This is a genomic window from Streptomyces sp. CA-250714 (genome assembly GCF_050936705.1).
Lineage (GTDB): Bacteria > Actinomycetota > Actinomycetes > Streptomycetales > Streptomycetaceae > Streptomyces.
The window spans coordinates 2,000,530-2,018,065 of the sequence record NZ_JBNJMI010000001.1 but is presented as its reverse complement, the minus strand read 5'-3'; the positions used below and the strand labels follow the sequence as shown (position 1 = coordinate 2,018,065).

General features: G+C 70.4%; 16 protein-coding genes. 9 read left to right on the top strand and 7 right to left on the bottom strand.

Annotation, left to right across the window (positions count from 1 at the left end; genetic code table 11):
- Positions 1-156: 156 nt before the first annotated feature.
- The 3 genes from ACQEU8_RS08980 to ACQEU8_RS08970 are packed head-to-tail and all read left to right on the top strand — an operon-like array spanning position 157 to position 1,801.
- Positions 157-369, top strand: coding sequence for an MbtH family protein (locus ACQEU8_RS08980; protein ID WP_433098652.1), 213 nt, complete (start codon positions 157-159; stop codon positions 367-369).
- Entirely contained in the window at positions 369-581 is a 213-nt protein-coding gene (locus tag ACQEU8_RS08975; protein ID WP_433098650.1) for a ferredoxin, read from the top strand. Before ACQEU8_RS08980 ends, ACQEU8_RS08975 begins: the two co-directional genes overlap by 1 nt.
- Positions 582-592: 11 nt before the next feature.
- Entirely contained in the window at positions 593-1,801 is a 1,209-nt protein-coding gene (locus ACQEU8_RS08970) for a cytochrome P450 (RefSeq protein WP_433098648.1), read from the top strand.
- A gap of 87 nt (positions 1,802-1,888) precedes the next feature.
- On the opposite strand, the gene ACQEU8_RS08965 is transcribed toward ACQEU8_RS08970, so the two are convergent.
- From ACQEU8_RS08965 to ACQEU8_RS08945, 5 genes are all read right to left on the bottom strand, one after another.
- Positions 1,889-3,118, bottom strand: coding sequence for a cytochrome P450 family protein (locus tag ACQEU8_RS08965; RefSeq protein WP_433098646.1), 1,230 nt, complete (start codon positions 3,116-3,118; stop codon positions 1,889-1,891).
- A gap of 57 nt (positions 3,119-3,175) precedes the next feature.
- Positions 3,176-3,964 (bottom strand): ABC transporter permease, encoded by a 789-nt coding sequence (locus tag ACQEU8_RS08960; protein WP_433098644.1) that lies wholly within the window; start codon positions 3,962-3,964, stop codon positions 3,176-3,178.
- Positions 3,961-4,917, bottom strand: a complete 957-nt coding sequence (locus tag ACQEU8_RS08955) for an ATP-binding cassette domain-containing protein (protein ID WP_433098642.1) — start codon at positions 4,915-4,917, stop codon at positions 3,961-3,963. Before ACQEU8_RS08955 ends, ACQEU8_RS08960 begins: the two co-directional genes overlap by 4 nt.
- A gap of 117 nt (positions 4,918-5,034) precedes the next feature.
- Positions 5,035-5,868 carry a DUF4097 family beta strand repeat-containing protein gene (locus ACQEU8_RS08950; RefSeq protein WP_433098640.1) on the bottom strand — a complete coding sequence of 278 codons (834 nt, stop codon included), beginning with the start codon at positions 5,866-5,868 and terminating at the stop codon, positions 5,035-5,037.
- A gap of 50 nt (positions 5,869-5,918) precedes the next feature.
- Positions 5,919-6,464: a hypothetical protein gene (locus ACQEU8_RS08945; RefSeq protein WP_433098638.1), complete on the bottom strand. Its 546-nt coding sequence runs from the start codon at positions 6,462-6,464 to the stop codon at positions 5,919-5,921.
- A 423-nt stretch (positions 6,465-6,887) separates the two neighbouring features.
- Between ACQEU8_RS08945 and ACQEU8_RS08940 the strand changes: the two genes are divergently transcribed.
- The 3 genes from ACQEU8_RS08940 (at position 6,888) to ACQEU8_RS08930 (ending at position 10,704) form a co-directional block, all read left to right on the top strand.
- Positions 6,888-8,477 carry a tryptophan halogenase family protein gene (locus tag ACQEU8_RS08940; protein WP_433098636.1) on the top strand — a complete coding sequence of 530 codons (1,590 nt, stop codon included), beginning with the start codon at positions 6,888-6,890 and terminating at the stop codon, positions 8,475-8,477.
- A gap of 217 nt (positions 8,478-8,694) precedes the next feature.
- Entirely contained in the window at positions 8,695-9,276 is a 582-nt protein-coding gene (locus ACQEU8_RS08935; RefSeq protein ID WP_433098634.1) for a flavin reductase family protein, read from the top strand.
- A gap of 42 nt (positions 9,277-9,318) precedes the next feature.
- The gene (locus ACQEU8_RS08930; RefSeq protein WP_433098632.1) at positions 9,319-10,704 is read left to right on the top strand and encodes a cation:proton antiporter; all 1,386 of its coding nucleotides are present in this window, start codon (positions 9,319-9,321) and stop codon (positions 10,702-10,704) included.
- Between the two features lie 112 nt (positions 10,705-10,816).
- On the opposite strand, the gene ACQEU8_RS08925 is transcribed toward ACQEU8_RS08930, so the two are convergent.
- Positions 10,817-12,418 (bottom strand): (2,3-dihydroxybenzoyl)adenylate synthase, encoded by a 1,602-nt coding sequence (locus ACQEU8_RS08925; protein ID WP_433098630.1) that lies wholly within the window; start codon positions 12,416-12,418, stop codon positions 10,817-10,819.
- A 238-nt stretch (positions 12,419-12,656) separates the two neighbouring features.
- Between ACQEU8_RS08925 and ACQEU8_RS08920 the strand changes: the two genes are divergently transcribed.
- The gene (locus tag ACQEU8_RS08920; RefSeq protein ID WP_433098628.1) at positions 12,657-14,441 is read left to right on the top strand and encodes a non-ribosomal peptide synthetase; all 1,785 of its coding nucleotides are present in this window, start codon (positions 12,657-12,659) and stop codon (positions 14,439-14,441) included.
- 120 nt (positions 14,442-14,561) lie between these two features.
- Here ACQEU8_RS08920 and ACQEU8_RS08915 read toward each other — a convergent pair whose 3' ends face one another.
- On the bottom strand, positions 14,562-15,779 hold the full coding sequence (locus tag ACQEU8_RS08915) for a cytochrome P450 (RefSeq protein WP_433098626.1): 1,218 nt from the start codon (positions 15,777-15,779) through the stop codon (positions 14,562-14,564).
- Between the two features lie 230 nt (positions 15,780-16,009).
- Here ACQEU8_RS08915 and ACQEU8_RS08910 point away from each other — a divergent pair, with 230 nt between their 5' ends.
- Both ACQEU8_RS08910 and ACQEU8_RS08905 read left to right on the top strand, forming a co-directional pair.
- Complete coding sequence (locus ACQEU8_RS08910; RefSeq protein WP_433098624.1) at positions 16,010-16,774, top strand: thioesterase II family protein; 765 nt, start codon at positions 16,010-16,012, stop codon at positions 16,772-16,774.
- A complete protein-coding gene (locus ACQEU8_RS08905) occupies positions 16,771-17,517 on the top strand; it encodes an SDR family NAD(P)-dependent oxidoreductase (protein WP_433098622.1) in 747 nt (248 codons plus the stop codon). The genes ACQEU8_RS08910 and ACQEU8_RS08905 overlap by 4 nt, the downstream gene beginning before the upstream one ends.
- Positions 17,518-17,536: the final 19 nt, after the last annotated feature.

The following is a 17,536-nucleotide window of genomic DNA, read 5'->3' as shown; positions in this document are numbered from 1 at the left end:
CGGCGGCGGCTGACGACACTCCAACCAGTACCGAACAACCAGTACCGAGCACCAAGTACCGAACGACCGGCGCCGGGCAGCCGGCACCGGGCCATACATACCGACCGGACAGTACCGACGAGCAGACCTGCCCACCACGAGCACCGAGGAGCAGCCGTGAGCACCAATCCGTTCGACAACGAGGAAGGCACCTTCTACGTCCTCGTCAACGACGAGGAACAGCACTCGCTGTGGCCCACGTTCGCGGAGGTGCCCGCCGGCTGGCGGGTCGTCTTCGGGGAGGACGAGCGCGCCAAGTGCCTGGAGTACATCGAGGAGCACTGGAGCGATCTGCGTCCCAAGAGCCTCCGGGAAGCGATGGCCGGCTGATGAGCCTCAAAATCGTCGCCGACCGGGGAGCCTGCATCGGGTCGGGCCTGTGCGCGCTCAACGCACCCGAGATCTTCGACCAGCACGACGAGGACGGCACCGTGCACGTCCTCGTCGAGCAACCGCCCGCCGACCAGCACGCCCTCGTCGACCAGGCGATACAGAGCTGTCCCGCGCACGCGCTCGACACCGTCGAGCAGCCCGTCACGTGAAGGAGCCCGCCATGACCGGCACATGCCCGGCGTCGATCTCGTACCCCATCACGGCGCCCCGACCCAACGCGGCCGATCCGCCCGCGATCCTGCGCGAGCTGCGGGACGAGGATCCGCTGCGGCCGATGACCTTCGCGGAGGGCCGCCAGGGCTGGCTCGCCACCGGCTACTCCGCCGTACGCACCGTCCTGGCCGATCCCCGGTTCAGCGCCAAGCAGGAACTGATGGTCCTGCCGGTCGACGCGCCGGGCGCCACCAAGGGTGTGCCGGCGGAGCCCGGCGCCTTCATCCGGATGGACCCGCCCGAGCACACCCGCTACCGCAGCAAGCTCATCGCCGAGTTCACCGTCCGCCGGATGAATCAGCTGGAGCCGCGGATCGCCAAGGTCACCCACGAGGCGCTGGACGCGATGGAGGTCGCGGGCCCGCCCGTCGACCTCATCCAGGCGTTCGCGCTGCCCATCCCCTCCCTGGTGATGTGCGACCTGTTCGGCATCCCCGCGGAGAACCGGGCCGACTTCGAGCGGGCGATGGCGATCACCGACAGCTTCGAGTCGACCCGCGAGGAGGTGCAGAACGCCTTCGCCACGATGCTCGGCTACTTCCCGCCGCTCATCGAGAGCAAGCGCAAGAACCCCACGGACGATCTCTTCAGCGGCATCGCCAACGACAGCGACTTCACCGTCGAGGAGCTGACCAACATCGGTCTGACGCTGTTCGCGGGCGGCTTCGAGAGCACCACCCACATGATCGGCCTGGGCGTGTACTCGCTGCTGACCAACCCCCCGCAGGCCGACGCGCTGCGCAAGGACCCGAAACTGGTGGACGGCGCGGTGGAGGAGCTGCTGCGCTATCTGAGCATCGTGCACCGCGGGCCGATCCGGGTGGCCCTGGAGGACGTGGAGGTCGAGGGCCGGCTCATCGAGAAGGGCCAGCCGGTCATGATGTCCTTCCCCGCGGCCAACCGCGACCCCGACAAGTACGAGGACCCCGAGAGCCTGGACGTGACGCGGTCCGCGCGCGGCCACCTCGCCTTCGGGCACGGTGTGCACCAGTGCATCGGCCAGCAGCTCGCCCGGGTGGAGATGCGCATCGCGTTCGCCGCGCTCTTCGAGCGCTTCCCCACGCTGCGCCTCGACATCGCGCCCGAGGACGTGGCCATGAAGGACCAGCTGTTCTCCACCATCCACGGCCTCCAGAAGCTGCCCGTGGCCTGGTGAAGGCGCTCCTCGCGAGCAGCGAGAGGGGGTGGCGGAGGCTCGGCCTCCGCCACCCCCTTCGGGTGTGCCCGACGGTTCACCCGCGGGTCACAGCCGGACCGGCAGACTCAGCAACTGGTAGGCGCCCGGCATCTGCTGCCTGCGCAGCGTCTCCCGCGGCGCCGCCAGTGCCAGGCCCTGCTCCTTGACGATCAGACGGTCGAAGACGACCTCGCCGGTCATCTTGGCCAGTGCCGCGCCCAGGCAGTAGTGCGGCCCGTGCCCGAAGGCCACATGGCCGTCGCCGGGACCCGTCTCCCGCCGCAGATCGATCCGCTCCGGCTCCGGGAACCTGCGCGGATCCCCGTTGGCAGCGGCCAGCGCCGCCATCACGGCCTCGCCCTGCCGCACCCGTACGCCGGCGATCTCCACGTCCTCGGTCGCGTACATCGGTGCGACCAGGTGCACGGAGCCGCCCACCCGCAGCATCTCCCGTACCGCGTTGGGCACCAGCTCCGGGTCGGCGCGCAGCAGTTCGAGCTGGTCGGGGTTGTCCAGGAAGGCGAGCACCGCGTTGGCGACGAAGTGCGCCGTGGGGTTGTGCCCGGCGTGGATGAGCAGCAGCACCATGTTCACCATCTCGGTGTCGGTGAGCCGCCCGCCGTCGTCGTCGCTGGTCCTGATCATCCGCGAGATCATGTCGTCACCGGGCTCGGCCCTGCGCCGCGCGATGAGCGCCTTGGTGTACTCGACCATCTCCGGGACGCAGGTGACGAGCAGCGACGGGTCGCCGACGTTGAAATCGTGGATCCACCGGTGGAACCGCGGCCAGTCGCTCTCCTCGACTCCTATCAGGTCGCAGACCACGTTCCCGGCCAGCGGGAAGGCCACGTCCTCGATCAGGTCGAAGCGCTCCCGGCCTGCGACGTTCTCCAGAATGTTGTCCAGTATCCGGGCGACCCGCTCCCGGCGTTCGCTGACCCGGCGGACGGTGAAGGACGGGGTGACCAGGGTGCGCAGCCTGGCGTGGTTCTTGCCGTCCATGATGACCATGCCTTCGAAGTAGTCGCGGTACTCCTCGGGCAGACCGTAGGTCTCGATCATCTGGTCGGTGATGCTCGGGCCTTCCATACCGGGAACGCTGCGGCGGTCCCGCACCAGGCGTGGATCGTTGAGCACGGCCTTGACGTCCTCGTGCCGGGTGACGAGCCAGATGACCGCGTCGACGCCGGGATAGACGATGGGGGAGACCGGCTCCTGTTCCCGCAGCTCCCCGTACCGGCCGAAGGGGTCCTCCACCAGGGAGGGGTCCATGATGTCAAACTTCGTGGTGGACATGAGCGCCCTTTCCGTATCAGACGACTCTGCTTCCGGGCTGTGCACGCCAGGTGGAGGTCAGCGGACCGCGGCCTTGGTGTTGTAGAGACGTTTGGACCAGAGGTAACCGACCAGCGCGATACCGGCGCACCAGGCGACGGACTGCCAGGCGCTGGAGCCGATCTCGCCGCCCAGTAGCAGTCCGCGCATGGTCTCGGTGACCGGGGTGAAGGGCTGGTACTCGGCGATCCAGCGCACCCCGGTCGGCATCGAGTCGGTGGGCACGAACGCGCTGGAGAGGAACGGCAGGAACTGCAACGGCATCGTCGCGGTGTTGGCGCCGGCCGGGTTCTTGGTGAGCAGCCCGAAGGCGACGACCAGCCAGGTGAGCGCGAACGTCAGCATCGCGAAGACCCCGACGGCCGCGGCCCATTCGACGGCGGTGGCGTTCGGGTCGAAGCCCATCAGGAACGCCACGCCGGTGACCAGCACCACGCTGATCAGGGCACGGACGACGCTGCCGATGACCTGCCCGGTCAGCACCGAGGAGCGGGCGATCGCCATGGTGCGGAACCGGTCGACGATGCCCTCGGTCATGTCGAGGCAGATGGAGACCGCCGTCGAACCCGAGCCGAAAGCACCGGTCATCAGGATGATGCCGGGCGCGACGTAGTCGATGTAGTCGCCGCTGCCGCCGGACATCACGCCCTCGCCGAGGGACTTGCCGAACAGCCCCACGAACATCAGCAGCATGACCACCGGCATACCGATGGAGGCGATCAGGAAGGACGGATTGCGCATGGTGTGCCGCAGATCGCGGCGGAGCATGGTGCTGGAGTCTCTCAGGGTCATCGTCATGGCGCTCATCGCACGGTCTCCTTCTGCGGAGCGGGGCGGCTGGTCAGGGTCAGGAAGACGTCGTCGAGGTCGGGGGTGTGCACGGTCACGGCGGCCACCTCGACGGAGCGCACCTCCAGGTCGTCGAGCACACTCTTGAGAGCGCGGACACTGCCGTCGGTGGGCACCTTGAGAGCCAGCGCCTCGTCGTCCCTGACGCCCTGCCCGAGCGCGGCGTACGCCTGGTCGAGCCAGTAACGGTCGGCGAACTGGAGCCGGATGTGCCCGCCCGCCACCAGCCGCTTCAGCTCGTCGGCTGTGCCTTCGGCGACGAGCTTCCCCTGGTCCAGCACGGCGATACGGTCGGCGAGTTCATCGGCCTCCTCCAGATACTGGGTCGTCAGGAAGAGGGTGACGCCCTCCTCGCTCACCAGCCGCTGGATGGTCTCCCACATCGTGCGGCGGCTGCGCGGGTCCAGGCCCGTGGTGGGCTCGTCCAGGAACAGGATGCGCGGCCGGCCGACCAGGCCCATCGCCAGGTCGAGACGGCGCCGCATACCACCGGAGTAGAAGGCGGGCAGCTTTCCGGCCGCCTCCACCAGATCGAACTGCTCCAGCAACTCCCGGGCGCGCTGCTTGCCCTGGCGGCGGCTCAGATGGCACAGGTCGCCCATCAGGCGCAGGTTCTCCTCGCCGGTGAGCATGTTGTCCACCGCGGAGAACTGGCCGGTCACCCCGATCGTGGCGCGCACCGCGTTCGGCTGGCGGGCCACGTCGTGCCCGGCGATGGTGAGGGTGCCGCCGTCGAAGGGGACCAGCGTGGAGAGGATCTGCACGGTCGTCGTCTTGCCTGCTCCGTTGGAGCCCAGCAGGGAGAAGATCGAGCCGGCCGGAACGTGCAGATCGATACCGTCGAGGACGACCTTGGAGCCGAACGCTTTACGCAGTCCGGCCACGGAGATCGCGGCTTCGGATGGGGGCATGGTGGTCTCTCTCTCGTGTAGTGGCTTGATGCGGTACCTGTCGGGGTGCGCTGGGCGCGGTGCCCGCGCGGGCGCGTAGGTGACCCGGCATGGAAGCGGCGGCTCAGCAGGGCCGGTTCAGGAGCGGTGGATCACGATGTCGCCGGAGAGCGACCTGGCCTCCACCTTCACGGTCTCCTCGCCCTGCTCGGGTCCGTCCGTGGTGGCCAGCGCGTTGTGCACGCTGCCGGTCTGCGAGTGCAGGTCCAGCCACGCCGGGACGCTGTCGCGGATGCCGATCTTCAGCTGCCCGGTGGAGGTCTCAGCGGCGACCGAGCCGCGCGCCACCTCGCCGAGCACGATGTTTCCGGTGACGGCCTTGGCCTGGACGTCGGCGTGTGCCACGGCCAGTGCGATGTCGCCGCTGGCCGCGTTCAGCCGCAGCTCGCCGGTGACGTTGCCGACGCGCAGATCCCCGGAGGAGCTCTTGACGCAGCCGGAGCCGTCGATCTCGTGGATGTGCACGTCGCCCGAGCCGAGTTCGACGTCGATCCGGCCGGTCACCCGGTTGACGGTGACATCGCCGCTGGCCGTGTCCAGATCGAGCGGCCCGGTCACATCCAGATCGATGTCGCCAGAGGCGCTGCGGCACCGGAGCTCGCCCAGCCGGCCCTTGCTGCGCAGATCCAGGGACGAGCTGCGGATCTCCAGGTCGGAGCCGTCGGGCAGTTCGACGACGATGTCGAGCATGCCGCTCTGGCTGCCGCGCTGCCTGGGTGCCTTGACCTTCAGCTTGCCGTTCGCGTATTCGACCCTGGTCTGTTCCACGGCCTGGACGTCGCTCTTCTTCTCCGGGTCGCTGGGCTGTACCTCCACGGAGGTCTCGCCGCGCCCCGTGGTCAGCAGGCGGAGCGTGCCGGCGGGCAGGTGGACGGCGGCCGAGATCGGCTCGGGTGTCTCGTAGCTGGGCATGGGGGTTCCCGTTCGTCTCTGGTCGTGGGCGGTGCGGTGCGTGGCCGGGGCTAGCGCACCCAGCCGGTGAAGCGCTGATTGACGCGTCGCCCCCGCGGCTGGGCGCGGGTGAGTTCGTCCTGCGCCACGGCCCCTGCGACCGCCCGCACCAGCCAGGCGTTGATGGAGAGGCCACCGTGCCCGGCGGCCTGGTCCACCCGGGACTTGAGGCTGTTGGGCAGTCGCAGGGTGATGCGGGACGTACCGCTGTCGTCGGCCTCCGGTGCCGGCGGCCACGAGGAAGCCACTGGCACCGGAGGCAGCTTGATGGCGCCGACGGCATCATGGATGGCGCCGTCGGTTGCCGGTGTGCCCGTGGCTTGCGCCACGAAGAACTCCGGATCGCGTCCGCGCAGTCGCACCCCGACGGATCCAGGGTGCAGCTCCCGGCTGATCTCCTCAGCGGCGGTGGTCAGCGCGTCCAGCAGGGCCAGCCGTGCCGCCGACTCCAGTGGCGCGACGAGCCGTTCGGCAAGGGCTGCCGGCTCCTCGGCGCCCGTCCCCGCCACGGCGATGAGCTCGCGCCGGAGACTGTCGACGTACGGCGTGATGTCCATGACGCCACTATGGCGTCATCGTGGTGTCACGTCAAGCTGAATGGTGTCATCCCAGGTCGGGAGTGGTGTCATGGTGACGTCACCCGTGTTGCGCGAGTCGGCTGGTGCGGCGTGAGGCGCCGCCGGTGACGCTCGACGGCGCGCCGTTTCCGGCCCCAGGTGCGGCGAACGTACCGTTCCGCGCGCCGGCCCACCTCGCTGTTGTCCGCTCTCTTTCAGCCCGGTGCGCAACGCGGCGCACAACCGGGTGCGAAGCCCCGCGTGGTCCCGTACCCGAGCCCGTTCCCCCTGCTTTCGCGGTCCTTCGGAACTTTCCGGGATCTTTTCGCGCGCCGGATGCGCGCCGGGTCCGGTGCAAGAGTTCCAGGCGAAACAGATGTCCGTTCGCCGGTGCGTTTCGGCTCCCCACAGAAGCGAGGAACAATGGTCAAGAATGTGGTCATCGTCGGTGGCGGAACAGCGGGTTGGATGACGGCGTCCTATCTGCGTGCGGCTTTCGAGGACCGCATCTCCGTGACGCTCGTCGAGTCCAAGAATGTGCCGACGATCGGCGTCGGCGAGGCGACGTTCAGCACTGTCCGCCACTTCTTCGCCTATCTCGGGCTGGACGAACGCGAGTGGATGCCCGAGTGCCAGGCCACCTACAAGCTGGCGATCCGGTTCGAGAACTGGCGCAAGCCGGGCAGCCACTTCTACCACCCCTTCGAGCGGCCCCGCGTCGTCGAGGGCGTATCGCTGGCCGACTGGTGGCTCCACAAACGCCCCAGCGACCGCTTCGACCTGGACACCTCGGTGATCGCCGCGCTCTGCGACGCCAAGAGCTCGCCGCGCAGCCTTGGCGGTGCCCTCCTCGCGCGTGACGTACTGGAGGGCGGCGCGCAGGAGCCCACCGGCCGCTCCACCCTGACCGAGCAGAACACCCAGTTCCCGTACGCCTACCACTTCGACGCCGCGATGCTCGCCCAGTACCTCACCAAGTGGGCCACACAGCGGGGCGTGCGGCACGTCCTCGACGATGTGAAGGACATCCACGTCGACGAACGCGGCTGGATCACCAACGTGCTGACCAAGGAGCACGGTGAGATCGCCGGCGACCTCTTCATCGACTGCACAGGCTTCCGCGGGATGCTGCTCAACAAGACCCTCGGCGTGCCGTTCCAGTCGTACCAGGACACCCTCCCCAACGACAGCGCCGTCGCGCTGCGCGTCCCCGCCGACATGGCGACGCGCGGCATCAGCCCGTACACCACCGCCACCGCGCAGGACGCCGGCTGGATCTGGACCATTCCGCTGTTCGGCCGCATCGGCACCGGCTATGTCTACGCCCGCGACTACTGCTCCCCCGAGGAGGCCGAGCGCACGCTGCGCTCCCATGTGGGCCCGGCGGCCGAGGGCCTGGAGGCCAACCACATCCGGATGCGCATCGGCCGCAGTGAACGGTCGTGGGTGAACAACTGCGTCGCCATCGGTCTGTCCAGCGGTTTCGTGGAGCCGCTCGAATCGACCGGCATCTTCTTCATCCAGAACGCCGTCGAGCAGCTGACCAAGCACTTCCCCGGCGGCCGGAACGACGACGGGCTGCGCGCCTCCTACAACCGGCAGGTCGCCGGGGTGATGGACGGCGTACGGGAGTTCCTCGTCCTGCACTACTACGCGGCCAAGCGCGCCGACAACCAGTACTGGAAGGACACCAAGAACCGGCCGATGCCCGACAGCCTGGCCGAGCGCATCGAGCAGTGGAAGGTGAAGCTGCCCGACAGCAACACCGTCTTCCCCCGCTACCACGGGTTCGAGCCGTACTCGTACACGGCCATGCTGCTCGGCCTCGGCGGCATCGAGACCGCACCCTCCCCGTCGCTGGCCCTGCTGGACGACACCGCCGCGGACGCCGAGTTCGCCCTCGTCAAGGCTCAGGCCGAGGCGGAGGTGCGCAGGCTGCCCAGCCAGTACGAGTACTTCGCGCACCTGAAGCGACTGAGCCCGCAGGAGCGGCTGGCGCCACTGGCGGCCTGACCCGGCGACAGCCCCGGGCCGCCGGCCCCCGGCCGCACCTCCCGGGGGACGGCAATCCCCGGGCCGCGGGCCCCGGCCGCACATCCCGGGGACGGCAGCCCCGGGCCCGCGGGTCCCGGCGCACGGCCGGGGCCCGCGACCCGTACCCCTCGGAGAATCCGCCCCCTGACTCCCCGCCACGGCCCCGCGTGGCCCGACCGAAGGTGAAGGGTTGACGATGTCGGAGCGCGTGCTCAACACCGCCGGGCCGGCGCTTCCCGCCGTCCCGGCGGCGGATCCGGCGGCATTCCGCTCGCTGATGGCCGCCCACCCCGCCGGGGTGGCCGTGGTGACGGCGACGGATCTGGACGGCAGCCCCTGGGGCATGACGTGTTCGTCCGTCTCCAGCGTCGCGCTCGACCCGCCGACGCTGCTGGTGTGTCTGCGCCGCGCCAGCCCCACCCTGGACGCGGTGCTGCGCTCGGGGACGTTCGCGGTGAACCTGCTGCACGACGGCGCACGCGCCGCCGCCGACCTGTTCGCCTCCGGCGACCCCGACCGGTTCGACCGCGTCGTTTGGCGTTTGGGCGCCGGGAGTTCGGGGCCTCATCTGACCGACAGCGCGCACTCCGTGGCCGACTGCCGGGTGTCGGGCACCGTCGGCGTGGGCGATCACACCGTGATCTTCGGCGAGGTGCAGCACATCGAGGGACCGCACGAGGAAACGCCCAGGCCGCTCCTCTACGGGCTGCGGCAGTACTGGTCCCTGCAATCCGCTGTGGTCGGGGACGACGGGGCCGGTCGTGCGCGGCGCCGCTGAGCATCGGCCGGCACCCCACCGCCGACCGACGGGAAGTTGCCTGTGACCGAGACACAACTCGCCGTCCTGCTGGCCGATGTGGCACTGGTCCTCGTCGTGGCCCGGACGCTGGGGGCGCTGGCCAGACGGCTGGGCCAACCCGCCGTCATCGGGGAGATCCTCGGGGGCATTCTGCTGGGACCCAGCCTGTTCGGCGGGGCACTGGCCACGACGCTCTTCCCCGCGGACGTCCGGCCCCACCTCACCACCCTCGCGGATCTGGGGCTGGTGCTGTTCATGTTCCTCGTCGGCCTCGAGTTCGACTTCGGACGGCTGCGCGGCTCCGGACGGATCGCGGGCGCCACCGCGCTGGGCTCCACCCTGCTGCCCTTCGCGCTGGGCCTCGCGCTCAGTGTCCATCTGCTGCGTACGCACAAGCCCGAACACGCCGGGAACCAGGTGGGCTTCGCGCTGTTCGTGGGCATCGCCGTCTCCGTCACCGCGTTCCCGGTCCTGGCCCGGATCATCAGCGACCGCGGTATGCAGGGTTCCCGCACCGCCGCGCTCGCCCTGTCGGCCGCCGCGGTCTGCGACCTGGCCGCCTGGAGCGCGCTCGCCGCCGTGCAGAGCCTGGCGGACGGGGGTCAGCACTGGCAGGTGGTGCTTGTGGTGCCGTACACCGTTGTGCTGATCGGGGTGGGCCGTCCGCTGCTGCGGCGGCTGCTCGCTCGCGCGCGGCCCGGCAGCCCGCTGCCGGGGAGCGTGCTGACGGTGGCGTTCGTCGGTGTGCTGGTCTCGGCCGCCTTCACCCAGCTGATCGGCCTGCACTTCGTGATCGGCGCCTTCCTGTTCGGCCTCGTCATGCCGCGGCCCGAGCAACCGGCCACCCGCGCCGCGATGTTGGAGCGCACCCACGGAATGGCCGCGCTGCTGCTGCCGGTCTACTTCGTCGTCGCCGGGCTGAAAGTTGACCTCGCCCGGTTGGACACCTCGGATCTCGTGGACCTCGCCCTGGTCCTGCTGGTGGCGGTCACCGGGAAGTTCGCGGGCACCTGGCTCGCGGCCCGCTCCCAGGGGCTGCCGTCCCGCGAGTCGGCGGTGCTGGCCACGCTGATGAACACCCGTGGCCTGACCGAACTCATCGCGCTCGGCGTCGGTTTGCAGGCCGGCCTGATCGACGAGCGGCTCTACGCGGTCTTCGTCGTCATGGCGATCGTCACCACGGCCATGGCCGGCCCGCTGCTGCGCCGGCTGCTGGGCCCTGGCGACCCCGGACCGTCGGCCGAACCGCCGGCCACGGGCACGACAGCCACCGCCGCTACGACCACTACCGCGACGGCCACCGCCACGACGGCCGCCGCCGTGAACCGGGTCGGGACCGCGGACCGACAGGCGGGCACCGGCACCGGCACGGGCACCGGCACCGGAAAGTCACTCGGCCGTCCCTGAGCCGGAGCAGCCGCAACAGCAACAACGACGGCGGGGGGCCGCGACAACGAGGAGGGGGCGCCGGACCGTGGTCCGGCGCCCCCTCCCGTAGCCCGTTGCCCGCGCCGCCGGCTCAGGCCGCGGCAGGCCCGGTCAGCCGGGCACGCAGCTCCGCCTTGTCGACCTTGCCGACGGGGGTGCGGGGCAGCTCGTCGACGACGATCAGCTTGTCGGGGATCTTGTACGTGGCGAGCCCGCACTCCCGCAGATGCGCTTTGACGGCCGCCGGTGAGACCTCCTCGCGCACCAGCACGAACGCGTGGCTGCGCTCACCCAGCCGCTGGTCGGGCACTCCGACCAGCGCGGCGTCCCGGATCGCCGGGTGGGCCAGCAGATACTCCTCGACCTCCTCGGCCGGGATCTTCTCGCCGCTGCGGTTGATGATGTCCTTGATCCGGCCGACCAGCACCAGATTGCCGTCCGGCCGAAGCCGGGCCAGATCACCGGTGCGGAAGAAGCCGTCGGCGGTGAACGCCTCCGCGTTCTTCTCCGCAGCCCGGTAGTAGCCGCGGATCGTGTACGGGCCGCGGGTCTGCAGCTCTCCCTCCTCGCCCACCGGGAGCGTCCGCCCCTCGGCGTCGGCGATCCGCACCTCGTCGTGCGGACTCAGCGCCCGGCCCTCGGAGTTGACGACGGCCTCGTACGGATCGTCCAGCCGGGTGTGGGTCAGCAGCCCCTCGCCGATGCCGTACCACTGGCTGAGCCGGCACTCCAGCAGCTTGATGGCCTGCTCGGCCTGGGTCGGGTCCACCTTGGAACTGCCCACCTGCAGCGTGACGCCGGACAGGTCGGCGCCGGACTTCTGCGCCGTGTCCATCCAGAGCCGCAGCACCGGCGGCACCACGGTGCTCAGCGTGACGCCCTCCCGGCCGACCAGATCGAACACCTCCGACGGGCGCACGCTCGTCGTCAGCACGGCCCGGCCGCCCACCAGCAACGTGCCCAGGACGCCGGGGCAGCCGAGCGCGGCGTTGTGCGCGGCCGGATTGACCGCGAGGTACACCGTGTGCCCGCCCGCCCGCACGGCTTCAGCGGTGGCCCGCATCTGGTACGCGTAGTCGTCGTGGGTGCGCGGGATCAGCTTCGGCAGCCCCGTGGTGCCGCCGGAGAGCAGGAACATCGCGGGCTCGGCGGGGTCCACGTACGGGAAGTCGCGGTTGCCGGAGCCGATGGCGTCCAGCGCGGTGAACTCCGCGGCGTCCCCCGCGACGAACACCTCGCGCAGCGCGGCCTGTTCGGCGCTCACCTCCCGTGCGAGCTCCCGGTAGTCGAAGCCCGCCGACCGGTCCACGACCACATAGGCGACGGCCTGCGAGTGCCGCGCCAGATGGCTGATCTCGTTCCGCCGGTGGCCGGGCAGGGCCAGCACCGGGATCGCGCCGATCCGGAAGAGCGCGTACATCACCACGACGAATTCCGTGATGTTGGGCAGCTGGACGACGACGCGGTCCAGCGGGCCGATGCCCCGGTCCAGGAACCCGCCCGCCAGCGCGTCGCCCCTGGCCGACAGCTGCGCGTACGTCAGGCGCTCCTGGCCGCACACCACCGCGACGCGGTCGCCGTGCTGTTCGCACGCCTCGTGCAGCAGGTCACCGAGCGGTCTGCCCTGCCAGTAGCCCTCGCGCCGATAACGCGCGGCGAGATCTTCTGGCCAGGGGATGCATCCTTCAAGCATGGTGGCCTTTCCCGTTGGCAGTTGTAAGACATGTTGCGGCTCTCTGTGGGAGAGTTGTTGAAAAAGCAGCGTCGCGCGCCCGGGACGAGCAAAAGGGCGGCTCGACAGATCGGGGAAAGACGCTGCCGGGCAACGAGCTGTCCGCTCTCTTTCGCACGCCACAAGGCCGATGGAACCGACTCGTAACGTGGCGCGTATTGAGCCGCTTATCGGGCGACGGGGAAGGACGAGTGGAACGTTGAAAACTGTTCCGGAAGCATTCGAATCCATCGTTGTGCGGGCGGGTGACGCGCCGGCGGTCGTTTTCGGCGATCAGACGCTCGGTTACGGAGAACTCAACGCACGGGCCAACCGGCTCGCACGCGCACTGATCGGCAAAGGCGTCGGTCCGGACGCGCTCGTGGCCGTCGCCGTGCCGCGCTCGCCCGAACTCGTCGTCGTCCTGCTCGCCGTGCTCAAGGCCGGCGGCGCCTATCTGCCGCTCGACCCGGAGTACCCGGCCGACCGGCTCACCCACATGCTCACCGACGCCCGGCCGGTGCTCGCCGTCCGCACCGCGGACACCGCGCTGCCCGAGGGCACCGACGTGCCCGAAGTCGTCGTGGACGAGCCCGGGTTCGCCGCGGCGTGCGAACTGCTGCCCGAGGGCGATGTGGCCCAGGACGAGCGGCCGGCCCGGCTGCTCCCGCAGCACCTCATGTACGTCATCTACACCTCAGGCTCGACCGGCGTGCCCAAGGGCGTGGCCGTCTCGCACACCGGGGTCTCGGACATGATCGCCACCCAGGCGTCGCTGTTCGGGGTGCGGCCAGGGGAGCGCGTCATCCAGTGGGCCTCGATGAGCTTCGACGCGGGCTTCTACGACGTGGCCCTCGCACTGCTGCACGGTGCCACGCTGGTGCTGGCACCCCGGGAGGAGCTGCTGCCGGGGGAGCCGCTGCGCGAGACGCTGCTCAAGCACGACATCACCCATGCCGTGCTGCCCCCGGTCGCGCTGAGCGTGACCGACGGGTCCGGACTGCTCCAGGGCGGCACCATCATGTCCACCGGCGACGCCTGCACCCCGGCACTGGTGCGCGAGTGGTCGCAGGGGCGGCGGATGTTCAACGGCTACGGGCCCACCGAGGTGACCGTCGGCGCCTCCATCGGCGGCCCGGTCACCGACGCGCTCGACGTCAGCATCGGCACCCCCTGGGTCGGCGGCCGGGTGTACGTATTGGACGACCGGCTGTGCCCCGCGGCGGAAGGCGAGGAGGGCGAGCTGTATCTGGCGGGCAGCGGACTGGCGCGCGGCTATCTGAACCGCCCCGGCGTCACGGCGAGCCGGTTCGTCGCGGACCCCTTCGGCCCGCCCGGCTCCCTGATGTACCGCTCAGGCGACCGCGGTCTGCGGCGTGCCGACGGCGAGCTGTACTTCGCCGGGCGTGCCGACGACCAGGTCAAGGTGCGGGGGTTCCGCGTGGAGCTGGGGGAGGTGGAGGCGCGGCTGGCCGGCCATCCGGCGGTGGATGTCGCGGTGGCCGTGGTGGCGGGCGGGCTCGCCGACGCGCGCATCGTCGGCTACGTCACGACCCGCGACGGAGCCGAGGTCACCGAGGCCGAACTGCGCGCCCACGTCGCCCGCTCGCTGCCCGGCCACATGGTGCCCGCACGGGTGACGGTCCTGGCCGAGTTCCCGACCACCCCCAACGGCAAGGCCGACCGGGAGCGGCTGCGCGCGGAGGCGACGGCAGCACTGCAGGCCGAGCCGGCCGGGTCCGCCGAGCCCGGACCGGCACCCGCCGAGGCGACCTCCTTCGAGGAGGCCCTGTGCAGCATGGTCACCGAGATCCTGGCCCGCCCGTCGGTGACCCCGCAGGACAACTTCTTCGAACTGGGCGGCCAGTCCGTCCTCGCCGTCCAGCTGGGCAGCCGGATCCGCAAGGAACTGCGGGTCAACATCCCCATGCGTACCGTCCTGGAGGCCGCCACGCTGGGCCATCTGGCGCGCAGCCTGGAGGAGGCGAAGGCGGCCGCACGCTGACATAGCAGAGCCGCGGCAACGCCGCCGCACCGGAGAGGGGCCCGTGCACAGCACGGGCCCCTCTCCTGCGCCTCGCTCAGCGCATTCCCCAGCGCATCCCTCAGCGCGGCGCGAACCGCATCAGCGCGGCGTGAACCGCATCGGCAGACTGCTGTAGCCGAAAAGGAAGTTGGAGTAGATCCGCACCGGCTCACCCGCCGGCTCCAGGTCGCGCACGTGCGCCACCAGCGCCTCAAGCAGGCCGCGCAGCTCCGCCCGGCCCAGATAGGCGCCCACGCAGTAGTGCGGCCCGTGGCCGAAGGAGATGTGCCGGTTCGGATGCCGGGCGGGGTCGAAGGTGTGAGGCGCCTCGAAGACGGTCTCGTCGTTGTTGGCCGAGGTGTTCCACAGCGACACGATGTCGCCCGCCCGTACCCGCTTGCCGCCGAGCTCCAGATCGCGGGTGGCGGTGCGGGCGAAGTGCATGGCGGGCGTCGCCCAGCGCAGCACCTCCTCGACGGCGCTCGCCACCTTCACCTCGCCCGACTGGAGGGCCCGCCACCGCTCCTCGTTCCGGGAGAACGCCAGCACCGCGGTGATGGCCGACATCCGCGACGACTCGTCACCGCCGAGAATCAGGCTGTAGCAGTTGAGGGCCACCTCCTCCAGCGTCAGCTGACGGCCCTCAACCTCCGCGCGGGCGATCATGCTGATCACGTCGTCGCCGGGCTGCTCCAGCCGTTCCTGCGCGAGCCCCATGAAGTACAGGACGATCTCGTTACGGGCGCTGACCGAGTCCAGCTCCTCGCCCTCGGGCTCCTCGGACGAGAGGGCGCGCTTGTTCCACTCCAACAGGTCCTTGCGGTCGCCGTCGGGGATGGAGAGCAGATCGCAGATGGTGTGCATCGGGATCTGCTCGGCCAGTTCGGTCGCGAAGTCGAACGGCCCCAGCTCGGTGACCGACCGTACGAGATGCGCGGTGCGCTCGGCGACCTTCGTGGCCACGTCCCGCAGCACCCGCGGGGAGAAGGCCCGCAGCATCACGTTGCGCAGCTCCCGGTGCCGGGGGCGGTCGGTGACGGCGAGCATCTTGCCGCCCGCGGAGTCCTCGCCGTTCAGCAGGACGTCCAGGACGGTGCCGCGCCCCGAGCACAGCGACTCCGCGTCGTTGTAGGCGGCCTGCACATCCGCGTGCCCGGCGACCACCCAGAACCCGGGCTGTCCGGGCGCGGGGGACTCGTGCCAGTAGACCGGCTCCTGCTCGCGGACCGTCCGCCAGAACGCGTACGGGTCGTGCCGTACGAATGTCGCGGGGTCGGTGAGATCGAGGGAGTGGATCTTTTCGACGGGCGGGCTCATCCGGGTCTCCTAGCCAACTCGGGGAATAGCGCAGCGAACGCACACCTCCCGCCAGGGGAGAGAAAGAGCGTCACACCCGGATGCGGCCCGGCCACATGTCTCTTGCCGAGCTCTTTCAGAAGAACGGCCTTGTTGAACGAGACGCGAAAGATTGACAGGCCCCGCGCAATTGCCGTGGGACGGTGAGGCCGTTGGGAAACCCGTGGGCTCGGAAACAATGGGGATCAGACATGGGCGGAAGTCGCCAACCCGGCTGGATACGGCCGTTGAACAATGTAGGGAACCCGGCATCGCGCGTGGTGTGCCTGCCGCATTCCGGTGGATCGGCGGGGAGTTACAGCGCCTGGGTGTCGGCGATGCCCCCGGACGTACAGCTGCTGGCCGTGCAGTATCCGGGGCGGGGCGACCGGCTCTCCCAGCCGCCCGTCGGCAGTATCGCCGAGATGAGCGCGGCCGTCGCCGCCGAGCTGCTCAGGTTCGAGCCCGTGCCCTACGCCCTGTTCGGGCACAGTCTTGGTGCCCTCGTCGCGTACGAGACGGCGCTGACGATGCGCGACAGCGGCTTTCCGCCCGGCCATCTGTTCGTCTCCGGCTCAGCGGCGCCGGGGCAGGAGCGCAGCGGGCTCACCCATCTGGCCGGGGACGAGGAGCTGTGGACCTCCGTGTGCGAACTGGGCGGTATCGACCCGGCGATCGCCGAGAACGCCGAGATGCGCAAGCTGCTGCTGCCCGCGCTGCGCTCCGACGTACGGGCCAGCGAGACCTACCGGCCCGCATCGTCCGCCGAGCCGCTGCCGTGCCCGCTGCGCTGCTACTACAGCCCCGAGGACCCGCTCACCCAGAACGCCGACATGACTGCCTGGGCGGCCAGGACCACGGCACGGTTCACCACCCGCCGGCGCCCCGGCGGCCACTTCCATCTGTGGCTGGACACCGACGAACTGGTGGGCGACATCCTCGGCGTCATGCCGCGACGCGAGACGCTGACCGCATGAGCGTCGAGGGGCTCTCCGTCCTCGTCACCGGCGCCGGCACCGGCATCGGACGGAGCATCGCGCTGTGCGCGGCCCGCGAGGGCGCCTTCGTCACCGCTGTGGGACGGCGCGCCGAACCGCTGCGGGAGGTCGCCGACAAGTCGCCGGAGACGATCGAGGCGGTGCCGGCGGATGTGACGGCGGACGGTGCGCCGGAGCGGATCGTCGCCGCCGCGCTGGCACGCTTCGGCCGGCTGGACGCCGTCGTCAACAACGCCGGGCTGGCCCGCTTCGGACGGCTCGCCGACACCGGCCTCGACGAGTTGGACGCCATGCTGGCCGTCAACGTCCGCGCCCCCGCAGCGCTGATCCGCGCCGCGCTGCCGCATCTGGAGCCGGGCCGGGGCTCCGTCGTCAACGTCACCTCTGTCGCCGGGACGCTCGCCATGCCGGGCCGTGCCTACTACGGAGCAGGCAAGGCGGCGCTCAACAGTCTGACCCGCTCCCTGGCCCGTGAACTCGCGCCCGCGGTACGGGTCAACGCCGTCCTGCCGGGCCCGGTGGACACCCCCCTGTGGCACGGCGCCGGAATGACCGAGGACGAACAGCAGTCGCTGCGCGCCGGACTGCTGGCGGACACCCCCATGGGCCGGTTCGGCGAGGGCGATGAAATCGCCGGCTGGGTGTGCCGTCTGATCGATCCCGAGCAGTCCGGGTGGGTGACCGGAGCCCTGATCCCGGTCGACGGCGGCCGCACCGCATAACCGCGACAACCACTCCTGG